General features: G+C 41.7%; 14 protein-coding genes. 4 read left to right on the top strand and 10 right to left on the bottom strand.

What is annotated here, in order from left to right:
* The first annotated feature begins 111 nt into the window (after window positions 1-111).
* Entirely contained in the window at window positions 112-840 is a 729-nt protein-coding gene (locus tag MHB56_RS27105) for an SDR family oxidoreductase (protein WP_076279085.1), read from the top strand.
* A gap of 171 nt (window positions 841-1,011) precedes the next feature.
* On the opposite strand, the gene MHB56_RS27100 is transcribed toward MHB56_RS27105, so the two are convergent.
* From MHB56_RS27100 to MHB56_RS27070, 7 genes are all read right to left on the bottom strand, one after another.
* A complete protein-coding gene (locus tag MHB56_RS27100; RefSeq protein ID WP_076308100.1) occupies window positions 1,012-2,403 on the bottom strand; it encodes an alpha/beta hydrolase in 1,392 nt (463 codons plus the stop codon).
* A gap of 512 nt (window positions 2,404-2,915) precedes the next feature.
* Window positions 2,916-3,638: a sensor domain-containing protein gene (locus MHB56_RS27095; protein ID WP_076126026.1), complete on the bottom strand. Its 723-nt coding sequence runs from the start codon at window positions 3,636-3,638 to the stop codon at window positions 2,916-2,918.
* Between the two features lie 155 nt (window positions 3,639-3,793).
* The gene (locus tag MHB56_RS27090; RefSeq protein ID WP_248548134.1) at window positions 3,794-4,933 is read right to left on the bottom strand and encodes a toxic anion resistance protein; all 1,140 of its coding nucleotides are present in this window, start codon (window positions 4,931-4,933) and stop codon (window positions 3,794-3,796) included.
* Between the two features lie 24 nt (window positions 4,934-4,957).
* Window positions 4,958-6,646 carry a VWA domain-containing protein gene (locus MHB56_RS27085; RefSeq protein ID WP_076217793.1) on the bottom strand — a complete coding sequence of 563 codons (1,689 nt, stop codon included), beginning with the start codon at window positions 6,644-6,646 and terminating at the stop codon, window positions 4,958-4,960.
* 13 nt (window positions 6,647-6,659) lie between these two features.
* On the bottom strand, window positions 6,660-7,403 hold the full coding sequence (locus tag MHB56_RS27080; RefSeq protein WP_076217794.1) for a hypothetical protein: 744 nt from the start codon (window positions 7,401-7,403) through the stop codon (window positions 6,660-6,662).
* 151 nt (window positions 7,404-7,554) lie between these two features.
* Window positions 7,555-8,796, bottom strand: coding sequence for a molybdopterin-dependent oxidoreductase (locus MHB56_RS27075; protein WP_339248462.1), 1,242 nt, complete (start codon window positions 8,794-8,796; stop codon window positions 7,555-7,557).
* 49 nt (window positions 8,797-8,845) lie between these two features.
* A complete protein-coding gene (locus tag MHB56_RS27070; protein WP_341144394.1) occupies window positions 8,846-9,724 on the bottom strand; it encodes a LysR family transcriptional regulator in 879 nt (292 codons plus the stop codon).
* Window positions 9,725-9,839: 115 nt separating this feature from the next.
* Here MHB56_RS27070 and MHB56_RS27065 point away from each other — a divergent pair, with 115 nt between their 5' ends.
* On the top strand, window positions 9,840-11,129 hold the full coding sequence (locus MHB56_RS27065; RefSeq protein ID WP_076310423.1) for an adenylosuccinate synthase: 1,290 nt from the start codon (window positions 9,840-9,842) through the stop codon (window positions 11,127-11,129).
* 142 nt (window positions 11,130-11,271) lie between these two features.
* Here the strand turns inward: MHB56_RS27065 and MHB56_RS27060 are convergent, their stop codons facing one another.
* Both MHB56_RS27060 and MHB56_RS27055 read right to left on the bottom strand, forming a co-directional pair.
* A complete protein-coding gene (locus MHB56_RS27060) occupies window positions 11,272-11,460 on the bottom strand; it encodes a hypothetical protein (protein WP_036686376.1) in 189 nt (62 codons plus the stop codon).
* A 119-nt stretch (window positions 11,461-11,579) separates the two neighbouring features.
* Window positions 11,580-12,821, bottom strand: coding sequence for a stalk domain-containing protein (locus MHB56_RS27055; protein ID WP_341144215.1), 1,242 nt, complete (start codon window positions 12,819-12,821; stop codon window positions 11,580-11,582).
* 167 nt (window positions 12,822-12,988) lie between these two features.
* Here MHB56_RS27055 and MHB56_RS27050 point away from each other — a divergent pair, with 167 nt between their 5' ends.
* Together MHB56_RS27050 and thyX are read left to right on the top strand one after the other, a co-directional pair.
* Window positions 12,989-13,525, top strand: a complete 537-nt coding sequence (locus MHB56_RS27050) for a GNAT family N-acetyltransferase (RefSeq protein ID WP_076275817.1) — start codon at window positions 12,989-12,991, stop codon at window positions 13,523-13,525.
* On the top strand, window positions 13,522-14,238 hold the full coding sequence (thyX, locus tag MHB56_RS27045; RefSeq protein ID WP_038570515.1) for an FAD-dependent thymidylate synthase: 717 nt from the start codon (window positions 13,522-13,524) through the stop codon (window positions 14,236-14,238). The genes MHB56_RS27050 and thyX overlap by 4 nt, the downstream gene beginning before the upstream one ends.
* A gap of 53 nt (window positions 14,239-14,291) precedes the next feature.
* Here thyX and MHB56_RS27040 read toward each other — a convergent pair whose 3' ends face one another.
* Window positions 14,292-15,698 (bottom strand): GNAT family N-acetyltransferase, encoded by a 1,407-nt coding sequence (locus tag MHB56_RS27040; RefSeq protein WP_341144214.1) that lies wholly within the window; start codon window positions 15,696-15,698, stop codon window positions 14,292-14,294.
* Window positions 15,699-15,951 lie beyond the last annotated feature (253 nt).

Below are 15,951 nucleotides of genomic sequence, written 5' to 3'. Positions count from 1 at the left end.
AAAATCGTACCTAGTACGAAAAAAGTGCGTACTGTGCAGGTTATATTTTATAGCTAATAATAAAAAACAGAACTTAATAAGTCCAATTAACTATGAACGGAGAAGATAAATATGTCCACTATTTCATTAAAAAACCAGCGCATCGTCATTATTGGAGGAAGCTCCGGAATAGGGCTTGCAACTGCCAAACAAGCGGTAGAACAAGGTGCAGCTGTCATAATCGCTGGGCGATCACAAGATAAATTAGAGAAAGCTCAACAGCTTCTGGGATTCGATTCTGTTGAAATTCATTCACTAGATAATCAAAATGAACAGGACTTGAAGGATTTCTTTGAAAAAATCGGCGTTTTTGACCATTTGTTCACTCCGGGAGCCTCCTATGTTAGAGGACCGATTACTTCTAGCTTGGAGATTGCACACAGTTGCTTTAATGCAAAGTTCTGGCCGCAATATAATGCTGTAAAGCATGCCATCCCTTTTATCAACCCTACAGGCTCCATTGTTCTTATGTCCGGCGCATTCAGCCAACGTCCACTTGCAGACGGTGCCTCCTATGCAGCTTGTAACGGCGCGATTGAAAGTCTGGGAAAAGCATTAGCAGTAGAATTGGCTCCGATTCGGGTAAATGTCATCTCCCCTGGAACCATTCATACCAACTTTAATTGGGAAGGCGCAGAACAGGAAACTAGAGACAAGGCTTACGACGAATATACGAATATCAATATCCTTGGCAGGGTTGGTCATGCCGACGAAGCAGCACATACAACGATTTATTTGATGACCAATAGCTATACAACAGGAAGTACTTTATTTCCGGATGGGGGATATATTTTGCGATAAAAAACAGCTGAGTCAATAAGTTGGAAACGCTACTTATTGACTCAGCTTCTTTAGTTTAAAGAGTCAGGGAGAAATTCCCTGATTATCAGCCAGGGGATCATTTCCCCTTAGTTACGATCATAGTAAATTCAAAAAAGGAGCATAATCTCAGTTGAATTTTAATTTCTATGACTACTTCGTAGTAAAGATTATACGAATTACATCCTCCTGAGTCTCCTTAATTTTATATATACCGATTTTTTCAGCAGCGCTCACTAGCGCTGTGATATACTCAGGAGTTGAATTTATTTTTCGAGCAGAGGCCTTCAGATTAATGGAGAACTCATCCCCGTTCTCGTCAACATCAAGAGATTTCACATAAACTTTAAATACCTTTACATAATGCTCATAGTTAACCAAATGTTCTTCAGTAACACCTTGAAATGAAACATTTACTTTCAAGGATTCCGGCTTCAGGAAGCTCACCTTACCTGCCTTGTCTACCTGCCCTACTTCAGGATTCAACACTTGATATTCAACTCCGTCAAGGATTGTAAAATCCATCCCGTTATCCATAGTGACTAGTAAATTAAGACGTATATCGATAGCTTCTGGTCCGATTAATGTCAGATAGTCACTTACTTCATGCTTGATCGATTGTCCAGCCTCTTTCCCGGCGAACATAATCAATGGACTATGTACACGTCTATTCCATGACTTCTCTTCATGTGTACCCAAAGGGTCCATCTGAAAGAATAGATCCTTCCCTAATACAAATCCCTTTGACTTTAGTACAGTTACAAGCGGATCAATTGGCATTCCTTCGGTTACGCCCATGTCGATCCAAATCTTCAATGCAGGCTTCCCGGACTCTTTCGCCAACTCATCCAATAGACGCCCATTGCTTACCCAAGTGGCAGGGGATAAAGCCCCTATCGCTGAGAAGGTCTCCGGGTGCTGATACCCCATCCATAAAGCCTGAATAGCACCGAATGACGATCCCATTATCATCCGGTGATCCCGATCGGGAATGGTCCGGTAAGCACCATCCACATAGGGAATAACTGTATTGATAAAATATTGGGTAAATTCGGCTGCACTCGCTCCATCCGAAGGAATAGACTCGTCCGGAAATGGAACATACTCCATTCCCCGTTCTGATCCATCACTTGAAGCGACTCCTATCACGATAACCTTCTCCATGGTTCCATCAGCAACGAGCTGATCAATGATCTCCTCAACTCTCCATTCTTTGCCTAAAGAGCTGGTATTTGTATTGAAAATATTCTGCCCATCGTGCATATACACAACAGGATAACGCTCACTGTCAGCTTCATACCCTGCAGGTAAATAAACAAATATTCTCCGCTCACCTATATTTTCTATGTGCACAGTACCTTTTGCCGCCCCCACATTGGTTGGGTTCTCCGATGCATTAGAAGTATTGCTTATCGTTGGATTGGGGGTTGGTGATGTAGCAACTTTTTCATTTACATTTTCGTTACTGGAACATCCCGAAAGCGCTAACAAAACTAATACTGCAAACCCCAAAAAGCTCCATCTAAATAATCCATTTGAATGCATAGAACCCCTCCTGATTTTTGTTCAAACGTTTTCAAAACTCTTATTATACAGGATTTATATGGGATTATGAACATTTTTTCACAAGTTGGGGAGCGTTATAAAGCGCTCAAGTTTAATTGTATTTCATACAACTATAATCAAACAGAAGGCTCGATCACTGGATATAAGTGTATTTCGTGCAGTTATTTTCTGAAATTACTCCCTTATAAGTAGATTCTCTAGTTTTTAGTTGTATAAAGTACAGTTAAAGTCAGGATTATTCTTTGGGCTCTCGAAATAACTGCACAAAGTACAGCTATTTCGCAGATTCCTTCAACATCCCACACCAACATCCGACACCAAAAAAATCAAAGAAGCAATCAGTCAGCTTCCACTAGCTCATCATTTGCAAAAGCAAACCTCCCCGCAGACCAAAAACACCAGACAATGATTCTTCACGAACTGAAGGATCATTGTCTGGTGTTTTATTCAGATTCAGTAAGGGTTGTTTGGAGACAATCTCTTCTTTCCAATTAGTACTGTTGTCTTTCCTCGTAGGATACGAACAGCATTCTACGTTGCACATCCATAAGCATACGAATTACCCAACTTGCTAACAAGGAAACAACAAATCCAGCTACTACATAGGAGATATATTGTTGGGATAATGTCCAGTCGATCTGGAACAAAGCAAACACACTATTCTCTAAAATGTTCAAATCCATGGTTTGCAAGAAAATCTGGTGCAGCACAGGTAGTGTAATCAGGCCCAGTGCAGCCGCTACTACAGTTACTGTTATTGAAAAGAAAATAATGCTGGATACGAATCGACCCATAATCAGCATGACGTTACGGGCAAACTTCGCTCCATGAAAACCTAACTTCATTCGTTGCAGGAAGCCCGCTCCCTCTAGCTGCATATCCGATCTGGCCTCTTCACTAGGTCTAGGAATATCTAACAATGATCTGACCAGCTCTTGCTCAAATTGTACGATGTAATCCAATCCCTTAGCTACTGCAAAAAACAAAGGAATTCCGATAAATATTGGGGTTAACGCAATGGATAACGTCAGCCCTGTCACCATAAACACGAAATATACAATCGTAAGCGGCAAAGAGATTAAGAAGTATAAAATACTCCGATATGTCTTTGGACTTGCTCCACGTTTGCGCGTTTTGGATTGGGGTTGTGATTCTGCTGGAATATGCATGGAATCAAGAGCTCCCATCGGCATAGTGTATAACTTATCATTCATTTCTATTGTCCTTCCTCTCACGTTTTTCAATTAATCTCATTATACGTGGGAAAAAGAAGGCTCAAAACAGTCTTGGGGCTGGAGTCATACCAGACTAAAGGCTAGGATTTGTAGCTTCAAGGCGCATAATTAACCAGATTTATGATTTTGCTAGGCTACAGCCCCAACTTATTACCCTTTTCCAGCCGTACAATCTGCTGTTCTCCATTATCTGCCAGCTCTCTGAACTGATTAATGGTTTCACGCATTTTGGGGAGAGCTTCCTGCTTATAAGTACTGATGGAATCGAGAGCGGATAGCACATCTGTAAATGCTTGCTTTAATGTATCTACTGAAATACTTGATTCTAACGACTGTTTATGGATTTCCGCCCCTTGGTTTTTCAACATTTTTGAGGTACCGCTGATCAGGCTATCGGTGGTTTGATTTAAAAGTTCGATCTTTTTCAAAACAATTCGTTGATTATACAGCGCACTAGCTACCGTAACCGATATTTTCAAGGCAGACACGGTAACATTTCTAGCTCTGTCCACCCCTCTGATCAGCTCTTTATTATTTCGAATAACCACTTCTATGGCCATAATTCCTTGTTGATTCACTACAAGCATCTGTTGCAAATCCATGACACGCTGCCGCAACGGAAAAAGCACTTCTTCTGTAATGAACCGAACTTTCTCCTCATCCTCATCACGCAGCTTAGCCGCTTCCAGTTGCGTCTCTATTTCCTGATCCATCAGCATGCCGAGCTGAATTTCTTTTTGTAGCTTTTTTGTAAGTTCCCGAAGTGACTGTTGCTCGAATTCCAGCGTAGTATTGTCGTTCTTCAGAACGGTCTTACCCTTGTCTAAAGAAATTATAATATCTGAAATGACAGCATCCGCCTTTTGATATTTAGCAAAATAACTACGTAATGGATTAAAGAACTTACCTAAAAAACCTGTCTTAGCAAAATCTACTGCACTGGGATCCAAATCCTTCAGTTGGAGATTAAGCTCCGTCAAACCTTTCGCTACTTGGCCGCCTTCATCCCCTGTCTTTGATAAATTTCCCACTGAAACCTGCAACAGGGAGTTTTTGTCCGAAGAGGATCTCATCGTTTCCATACCGAAGCTATCAATGGATTGCAACACCGCTTTCCGCTTATCCAGTGACTCTAAATTCAGATCCAGAATGGCGGAGACATTGTTTACTGCCAGTGCTTTCAGTTGTGATACTTCCTCAGGCTCAGGTTTGACCTGCTCTTCAATTACTGATTTCAGCTTTTCCTGACTTACGACTTCCATAGTAAACGACATAGAACCCCTCCTATAAAAAATAGCTTACATTTGAACATTGAGCAGGTTGCCAATTTTATAGACTACATCATCTGTATCTGCATTGATGTTGGCCGCTTCATTTATACTCGAAATACTCTCAAGCGCCTTGATATTCGCATTGTAGCCAATCGTGTAAATCGGGATTTTGTAGGTCTCAATAAGACCTCTGATATCATTCAAGGAATGCCCTTCATTGGTCTCTCCATCACTTAATACAAAGATCAACGGCTTCAAATCCGGATTTAGCTGTAATTCCGTTTGAAGCATATGGATGGCTACCGCGATCCCGTCAAAAGTAGCCGTCCCCCCATTTGCTTGAAGACTATCAATCGCACCAACAAACATGGACTGCTGGTTCGTGTCATATTTTCCAATCGGAAGATTGATTGTAACGTTATCAGAGTAAGAGACAAAACCAATGCTGTTATCCTTGCCCAAGTACTTCTGGCCTGTTAATAAAGATTGCTTTAAGCGGTTCAAAGGTTCCCCGTTCATACTTCCTGAGACATCTGCCACAAATACTGCGGCGATAGGTTTATTGCCATTTTTCTTCTCTTTCCACAGCTTCTGAGCTGAGGATATGAGACTGCCATCCACTGTACTAAGCTCTGATTGGTAATCATTAAGACCATTGAAGCCTTTTTTCTCACCCAGCTCCTGGTATTTATCCTGTTCAACAAACTCAGCAAACTTCTTAATAATATCGAGTTTTTCCTGAGGAAGATCACCCAAAGCATAAAGCGGGCTGTCATGTCTTACACCAAAAGGAGTGAATACATACCCCCCTTTCAAATCTGTTGCATTCACAAAGATCTGGTATTCTAAGACAAAAGCATCAAGCTTACCGGTTTTTGCAGCCTCTCGCATCTGTAAAGTGGTTGAGGCAATAAAGGGTACATTTGCTTGAAATTTCTCAAAGCCCTGCACCGCTTGCTCACCAAGTAAGTCTGAACCGCCAAACGTCCCAAGCGCTGTTACCAGAAAGTTTAAACCCGTAGAACTGGCAAAAGGGTCGGTATAGCCCATTGATAATTCATTATTTGCTATGGCGTCTGTAACCGTCTTAACGTTTAAAGAACCGTATTTCTCTATTAGTTCATCATATTTCGCCTTACTGGTAACAATACCAGCTACATTACCTACAAGGCGTTTAGTGATTAGCTGAGTGTTCATCCCGTTTGCTTTTACCATTTCGCCCCACAGCTCATTTGAAGGGGTAAAGGCATCTGGCACATACTTCCCAGATCTTATGTAATCTGTCGCTGTACCTGAAGCAATATTACGGATTTTCACAGAAACATGACTCCCGTTCACCTCAATATTAGAGTTGTTAAAATCTGTAGCAACTTCATTTAGCCAACCATCATTACCCGTTCCTGATTTCTCTGTAGAAGAAAATATCTCTACAAAGCTATCTGTTGTATTGTCTACGGATACAGGAAACTTTGAGATATCTGGTAGTGAATCCCCAATCGCAACAGGATCCAGGTCAATCTGGCCTTTGATTTGCTCAGCAGTGGTCACGTTTATGTTCTTATATAGCTTCTCAAGCTGCTTCCCCGCATCTTCGGAAGAAATCTGGGTTTTGGTTTTTCCTATATTAGAAGTCAAGGTGATTCCAAAATACACGAGAGCAAAAACTACCACCGTAATGGTCCCTAAAACTGCTACTGTTTTTCCTTTATTAGCCATACACATCTCCCCTTCATTGCTTATAGAATTTCGTCTGCTTGATCAGCTCATCGATTTCCTTCATACAAGGCATCTCTTCAACATCTGTATAATCTGTACTGTCAAGTAGCGATATTTCCAGCAGCAGCTTATCCAGCTTCAGCAGAATCTCTTCATTTGCCCCAAGATACCCTGTTACGTAGGCTAAATATTCATTGTACAAAGCTGTCTTTTTTTGCACCAGTTTATCTGAGAACTGCGAGGGTCTATGCTGGCTGGAGAAAAGGGTGAACTCTGAGGCATCAAATACACTGAGTTTATTCAGAATCCCTCGAATGTTCAGGTAAAAAAGCTTTGCTACTTCATAACTGACTGCATTAAATTTTTTGAAGCTAAGTTCAGTGGATTCGAATCTCTGACCTAAAACATCTAACAAGGTACTTCTCTTCTTTTCCATCCGGGATATCTGATCTAGAGCAAGCGCAATGTCTTTTTTCAGCACTTTGACATTTTTGTATTGAGTAAGCGCGGCTATATAATCCTCATAAGATTTCAGTGTTTTCACAGCAGGGATAGATGAAGGTTTAAACAATAAAATATAACTTCCGTAAAGAACAACAAGTAGACTAACAAACAACAATGTCACACCTAAAGCTATTTCAAATACACTGGTTCCTCCGATTTCCACCCCTAATAAACCTGGTGACAACACGATAATGTTCAGTAGTACCACACCGAGAATAAGTCCCAACAGCTTTATGGCTCTAACCCCGTTCATCACAACCACCTCCTGCATCCAGTCACTTCTATTGTATGGAGCAATTTCTGTTATTACGTCTCTTCATTTGCTATATGCTAAAAAAATAAGGAATTAATCAACAAAAAAACCTTAACAGGCAATAAGCCCATTAAGGTTAACGATCCCTATTTTATACCCACGCATCATTTGAATACCCGCGTTGCTCCCAATATCCCGTATGATCGCCTTCGATCAGCTCAATCCGGTTCAGCCACTTCACAGACTTGTATGCGAACATCTTCGGAACGATTAACCGTACAGGACCGCCGAGATCGCTAGGAATCGGCTTTCCATCATGCATTACCGCGACCAGCACATCATCCATGTCAGCTTGTTCCAATGTGAGCGTATCCGTGTATACACCATCACCCGAATAGAATTTCACAGTCTTAGCTGTGGGCTTCACACCGGCCTGACTCAAAAGATCTTTTAGCTTGATTCCTTCCCAGGTATTCTTATAGACTGACCAGCCTGTCACACAGTGAAAATCACTCACCTGAACGGTCCGGTTCAGCTTTACGAACTGTTCCCAGTTCCACTTGAAATTCTGCTCCACAAGCCCATCTATCGTAAAAGACCAATTGTTGTTCGTAAACTCTGGAATCGGAGTGACTGTGTAAACACGGAATTGTCCTTGCGCCCCTCCTCCGAGAGGGGGTGAGGATGCCGCCAGTGGCTGGGGTGCAGGCAACAACTGATTACGATCACTTTCGATTAGCTTATCAATTGTTTCGCTGCCCCCGATATTTCCAATTGAACTGCCGAGCCATTTTATAAACGATGGACCTATAGTGACCGCAAGCCCAACACCAATCGATCCGCGTATGAAAGCTCTACGTGTATAAACCGGCTGCGGGGTTTCCCGATGATTCGAAGGGCTACCTGTCTCAATGCCACTTTTCACTATCCGCCGGCTCGGTTCTTTAAGCCATTTTACCCGAGTCAAAGAATGATAAATAATATAAGGAAGGCCTATCCAGGTCAATAAGTCATGGACGACCAGAGCAACGTTCGATACATGTGGACCCACCACGCGGAATTGCCAGAGTAGCACTCCTGAAACGAACCAGCCGAGCAGCAATGAAAGTACAACGATTACATTAAAACGTTGCCAAGGCCGTTCCTTCAGTTGTTTCCAATGTTTACCTGCCAGCAGCAAATAATAAATAACCGGAATAATCGAAGCGACACCGACCACGATATGAAGCCCTTTGATCCATACTCTGCCTTCCCCTAAGAAGCCACGCCAGAAGCCACCTACAAGCACAAGTCCTGTGAGTGTGAGCAACACAACCAGCCAGCCATTCCAGGTATGAAGCGCCCGAAGCTTTTTCCCGTATCCCTTGCGCAGCCGAGCCAGTAAAGGATTCATTACCTTTCCTCCTCTTCACTATGTATGCTCTAATAGCTCTTTCCTGATTCTACTCTAATAATGTTAGAAAAGACTTTGAAGCAGCTGTAAGAGGAACTCCACGCAGGGTAGCAATTCCTATGTTACGTTCTGGCAAAGGCGGGTCCAGAGGAATCTCGACAAGCTCACCTTTTTTCAATTCTTCGGTTACGTAATCACGAATAACAAAAGCAAGGCCAAAACCACGTTTCGCAAACTGAACAAGCAAATCCACACTTCCCAGTTCAAATTCAGGTGTAATTGTCAGATGATTAGAAGCTAAAAACTGATCCATATACTTTCTGGTGCTGCCACCCGCTTCTAAGCATAACAACGGATACTGCTGAATGACTGCAAGCGGCATGGTCTTGTCCGCCAAATGACGAAAACCTTTGCCCCCTACCAGGCAATCTTGAAGCTGAGTACTTTTGCGAAAATCAATCTGTTTATCAGATGTCGGCAAGCTGACGATACCAAAATCAATTTTCCCTTCTTTTAAAAGCGTAAGTGTTTCTGGTGTCGTACGATTCGTAATATGAATGCGGATATTGGGAAATTGTTCATGAAATTGCTCCAAAAAAGGTAACAGATAATATTTGCATAAGGTGTCACTTGCTCCGATATGAATCTCGCCGCTGTTCAGATTGTTCATATCTGCGATCGCTCTTTCGCCCATGTCTACATGATGAAAGGCTTGCTCAATAAAGCTTAGCAGTACTTTTCCTTCTGTTGTTAGATCGACCCCGCGAGAAGTGCGAAAAAATAACGGGCCGCCCATTTTTTCTTCCAATTGTTTAATCGTGTGACTTACTGCCGGTTGTGTAATATTGAGTCGTTCTGCCGCAGCAGTTAAACTCCCAGTATTCGCTACCCAATAAAAAGAGCGATACCACTCCAAATTAATGTCCATCCCCACGTCATTACTCCACCTTATAATAGATATAACTTATATCAATTTTCCTAATGATTTAACTAGCATTATACTTAGTCCTGTAGCCAAAAACAAGCTTGGGAGGCGAAAACGCGTGACCGTAATTGCAATTGTAGGAGCAAACTGGGGCGACGAAGGAAAAGGAAAAATGACGGATGTGCTAGCTGCACAATCTTCCTTTGTCGTTCGTTTTCAAGGTGGTAGTAATGCTGGGCATACCATCATAAACCAATATGGAAAATTTTCATTGCATATGCTGCCATCTGGGGTATTTTATCCTTCCGTTACAAACATTATTGGACCCGGAACAGCACTTGATACAGAAGTATTAATAAAAGAATTGAAAGCTTTAACGGATAGAGGTGTGCCAAAGCCTAGATTATTCGTATCCGAACGGGCGCAAATCGTGCTTCCAATCCATCGTTTGTTTGATGAACTAGAAGAGGAACGTCTGGGATCTCAAGGATTCGGTTCAACAAAACGAGGAATCGCACCATTTTACGCAGATAAATATGCAAAGCTAGGCATACAGGTAGCGGATTTATTTGATACCGCCCGACTTGAGAAACGTCTTGAACAATTACTCGCTTCCAAAAATATCTTACTTGAGCATTTATATAAGAAAGCGCCGATCCAAATCTCGGAATTAATGATTCAGCTGCAAGAAGAAGCTGCACAGCTAGTGCCTTATGTAGCCAATACAACAGACTTGCTGCAAGAGGCTTATGCCAAGGGAGAGACTATCTTACTTGAAGGCCAGCTTGGGGCTCTGCGTGATCCTGATCACGGTATTTATCCTTACTCCACCTCCTCTTCAACACTTGCTGGGTTTGCACCTGTCGGTGCCGGTCTTCCTGCAGCAGCTATCACGAATGTCATCGCTGTAACCAAGGCCTATTCCAGTTGTGTCGGCGCTGGACCTTTTGTTACGGAATTAGAAGGGCCCGTTGCGGATGAACTTCGTACAAGAGGTGGCGATGCCGGGGAATTCGGGGCTACGACTGGCCGTCCTAGACGTATGGGCTGGTTTGATGCTGTAGCTACTCGTTACGGTTGCCAAATGCAGGGTGCCACTGAAGTCGTGTTGACTAATCTTGACGTGCTTGGTTATTTGGAAGAGATTCCAGTTTGTGTGGCTTATGAGCTTGAAAATGGAGAGATCACCGACAAGTTCCCGGCTACGAATAAACTGAACTCTGCAAAACCGATATTCACGCATTTATCTGGCTGGAACTGCGATATCTCTCAGATCACCGACTTCGAAGATCTGCCAGAACAAGCTAAGCTTTACATTGATTTTATTGAAACCTCTATTGGCACGCGTATTACTACGATTTCCGTGGGTCCTAGACGCGAACAGGTCATTAATCGGATAACGAAATAATCATATACGTACTAAATCTCTGTAAAATTTAAAAGAAGCGCCTCTCTTATTAGAGAAGTGCTTCTTTGTTTTATTCATGAGAAGGGCTGCCTCATACGTAGAAAAATCCACTTTTGAGACAGCCTCTTTTTGTGTACTCTTTTTAAATCAACACGGCATCCACTTTCGTCTGCGGAGCCTTGTCACAGCGTTTACAGACCTTAACGACTGCTCCATCCGTTTTTTTCTTGGGATAAAGCAGCTTAATACGGGTGTTCTGACAGATTGGACAAGTCCCCCTGCCCCTTGATGGTAAATTCCAAAGTGCATGTCCACGTTTTGACTTTGCCATGAATAAACCCCTCATTTCGGCCAACAATAGTCAACACTTTAATTCTGAAAGTGCTTCTCCAAAATGATATGTCGCAAAGACAGGCTCTATGACTAAAGTAACGCAGAAGTTAGGAAGAATTAATTCGTATAAATCATGGAGACAACACCGTTCGTAAAGGTAACATAGTTATAATTACCATACTGCCAGGTCTCCACTTGAATGCCACTACCTGATAATGTGGATTTACTTATAGGCTTACCCCAACTAAACTCCACTTGTTGCTTGGTCATCCCAGTAGCAACTATGCTCTTTTTAATCTTACTCCAAATCGCATCCGACCACTTATAGGTCTTAAATGGATCCGTTGTTAAGAAATATTCTTTATTTCCTAATGTACGGATCAACTCATCCCCCGACATTGTATAAGAGTTAAGAATTTGCCCCGTTGATAAAACCTTAAATGAAATGGCGAATTCACCTTCATAATCAGGTAAAATATCTACAATAGTGACTTTTTGGAACTTATAATCGGAGTCGAATTGATTGAGCCAATATGTTTTTCCAATGAACTTAACGAGGTTTCCTTGTTCTTCTTTCTTAAAAATCTGCGCGGTTTGTTTCGTATAGGCGAACAACTCTGCTTTGCCGAAGTAGATCTCCATCGTCTGATAATTTCCATCCCAAATTAACTCTGCTGACAGTGCAGTCTTTAAAAGCGTGGCAGGAAAAACTGTAGATCCGTCGATCTTTTGCACTTTACCACTCATTTTGACCTTCGCACCATTCACCATTGCAATATCGCTTCCGAGTTGAAGCTGTATTGGTAAATCTCCTAGGCGAATGCTAAAGATTTTAGTTGCTGTATTAACTTGGACTGTTGCTCCCAACGTTTGAAAAACCGATTGAACCGGCAAATACATTGTTCCATTAACAAATGCACCTTGATCAATATCATGGTCCGCACTGATCGAAACTTTTATTGTTTTGGAATCTGATCCTGAAATGACCGTTACGTTCGTTTCTCCTACCGCTAAGGCTTTCATTGTGCCATCGGCTTGCTTTTGCAGCAAATAAGGCTTTTCAATTACGACATTTGCTTGAGCTAACGGAACGCGTTCGGAAATGCCATCGGCATCTTTAGCATAGATTTGTACCGGAACATTGTCCCCAACAGTGATTTCGGTAGCATCCATCTGAAAAATCAAATCTTCAACCTGCGGATTGCCTTCATTGTATGATGACGAAACTGAACTGACACTCCGTAAAATACTACCTTGATCGTAATCGACGTTACGCGTATCTGCCGCCTTCACTGTATGTATTGGACCCAACATAGATACTGCTAACGCTGCAGTGATGCTCCATTTAATAGCTTTCATTTTCCTTACATCCCCCTCTAAATATATAAACCTTAATTACTGTATCACAATTCCACAATTTTACTAGAGAAAAATTTACAGAAATTTTTTTTTGTATTTCTAGTGAATTTACTCCGTGATAATTACAGAGTCTTCCATTATAATCATGGATTAGGAGGTATTAACTCATGGAAATAATAGCCGACAGATTGATATTAAGAGATTATACAAGCGATGATTTTTCTTTTTATGAAGAACTGGAACTTAATCCTTTGTCTCACAAATATGAAAACACCGCACCAGATGCAAAACAAATTAAAGAGAACTTCCTTTCGATTCTGACTCAGACTACCAGCGATCCGCGTGAGCATTATGATCTAGCAGTATGTACAAAGCAAAATAGAACCCCCATAGGCAACGTAAGTATAAAGTTAAATTGGGAAGAGATCAGAGAGTGGGAGATTGGCTGGGTCTTACTGCCGGAATACTGGAAAATGGGCTATGCGACAGAAGCCGTCAAAACACTGATAGGCTACGCCTTTAGCTCTCTTAATGCCCATAGAGTCGTTGCCTATGCCAATGCAGAGAATCTTCAATCTGAAAAAGTTATGATTAGAGCAGGAATGATTAGGGATGGAATCCTCAGAGAGACTAGATTTTGCAATCAACAATGGTGTGACGAACTCATTTACTCTGCTTTGGAAAAGGAGGCTACATTAAATTGACAACAATCAAAGTTTTAAATGAAGGTTATGTAAGATTAGTAGATCATATGGGCTCAGATTTAACGGTTGCTAACGCTGCGCGTGTTTCTTATGCAAAACAATCTTTTGAGCTTAGTGATCGGGATATTAAACTAATAAAATTCCTTGCCCGTGAAGGACATACCTCTCCTTTCCGCCATGCCATCACTCAATTTGAGGTTTATGCCCCATTAATGGTTGCGAGACAGTGGTGGAAATACGTAGTCGGTTCTGCCCATTACGAAGGTACTGGAGATAGCTTGGAAGCCTGGAACGAATCCAGCCGAAGATACATAACAGAAGAACCCGTTTTTTATCAACCTGCTGCGGGAGAATGGAGATCCAAACCAGAGAATTCCAAACAAGGCAGTGGTGACATCATTGCATGGGAGCTTGGTGAAAAATACACCCGTGAGCTTCAAGAATACACCGAGTTAGGATTATCTAAGTATGAAGCAGCTTTAGCAGATGGTATATGTGCTGAACAAGCAAGACTGTTTCTACCTGCTTATGGATTATTCGTTCGTTGGTACTGGACAGCTTCAGTTCAATCTGTAGCCCATTTTTTAAATCAAAGACTGGAGCATGACGCTCAGAAAGAAATTCAGGAGTATGCAAAAGCAATTTTATCGCTAATTGAGCCACTATTCCCTGTCTCTTTTGATCAGCTGCTGACAACCGGCTCTGTAGATTAATTTATTTCCTAATATAAAAAAGAGCCGCCAAACCCTTGGCGGCTTTTCCCTTTTTACACTACCAACCCTCGTATAACTTCAAACTCGTCCCTACTGACTTCAACGAACCCAAGTGATGTATATAAATTCGTAGCACGTTCGTTTTCGATCCGATGGCCAATAACGATTTTGTCACAATGATGTTCTGCTTTAATATAACGAATTAAGGTATCCATACCCGTTCTGCCTAAACCCCTGTTCTGATATTTCTGGTCAATCATAAAAGCCATAATCCAATAACTTCCATCCTCAGGATCTACGCTATACACAGAGAAACCTACCAATTCTTCATCTGCGTATAAAGCGAGCGGGGTCATACCACAATAAGCTGCTTCTGCTAACCAATAGACCACTGGTACAGGAAAAATAGCCTTTTGCTCATCCGATACTTCTAATTGAGTACAAGCGTACCAGTTTTTTTCAGTAATATCCTTCAGCACTATATGTGCTTGAAAGCCGGTTCGTAATCGGTCACAAACTCTTTCTAATTTCAGTTTAAGCTGTTTCGCCCAATCCGGGAAAATAGAATCATCCGTATTCTCCATACACCGAAGTAATCTAGCAAAACTGTATAAGTCTGCAAATCTTTGAAATTCAGGTATCAACTTCATATACTCATCATCTAGCTGCTTAACCGATCTATATCCATTAATAAAATGGTCAATGTTTCTTCTACTCTCATTATCATCCGATTCCGTCAGGTCTCTTAACGCCGATGTAATATCCATCGCAAACCAGTGATACATAGAGTCATCAAAATCGATGGCACTGTAGCGGGATTCTTCTTGCATATAAAAGATATTATCCATCTCAAAATCATAATGCACGAGCCCAGTATGCCCTACTCCAAAAGGAAGCTCTGATAGCCAAGCTTCAATCCGCTCATATTCCTTAAGCGCCTTATGCTCCTCAGGATGCCTGCTCAATACGGAATAAATAAAATTCAATGAATCGACCCAGCTTTTGCGATAAGGTGTGCTCGGTGCATAGGTTTCCGAAAAATTATGCAGACGTGCAAGCGATTGGCCCCATTGATAAAAATGAGGTTCCTTCATCTCATCAAGTGAAACATATTCACCCTGGGCCTGTTCAAAAACTACCCCGTGGTATCGCCCGTGATCCGTTAACAACGTTTCAATCCAATTGCCAGACTTAGAACGCACAGGAGCGACGGTCTCATAACCTTGCTCTAATAAATACATCATAAAATCCAGCTCTGCCTGGATATTGTCTGCAGAATTATCCTCTTCATGAGTAAACCTTAAATAAAAGCGTTTACCATTCCACTGAAAGGTATAAATAAAATTGCTGCTGGCCCTTACCATCTTTAAGGTTCCAGGCTCATGATTCCAATACTTAATCATCTCTTTAGCAGGAAGATCGTTTTCCGTTCCCCGCACCATGTTCATTAAAGTCATCATTGTCCGATAGTGCCTCCCATAGCCAATGAGGGTGTTCTTCTCTTACGAATACTGACCTCTCTCGGACTTCTTAATGTTGTTGTGCGTACTCAAACATCATCACTCCTTATGAATAGATTAGGGGCGAATGATAGATCCGACTGTTCACTCACCATCCCCAAAAACATTATCGGTAAATTTTTCTATTTGATCAAGAAAAAAATTCAGGAAAGATTATAGTAAAAACAAATAATCCTTATATTTCCTTTATTTG

This window comes from Paenibacillus sp. FSL H8-0315 (assembly GCF_038005365.1).
GTDB lineage: Bacteria > Bacillota > Bacilli > Paenibacillales > Paenibacillaceae > Paenibacillus_AQ > Paenibacillus_AQ odorifer.
Note: the sequence above shows the minus strand (reverse complement) of the source record. Positions and strands in the feature narration are given on the sequence as shown.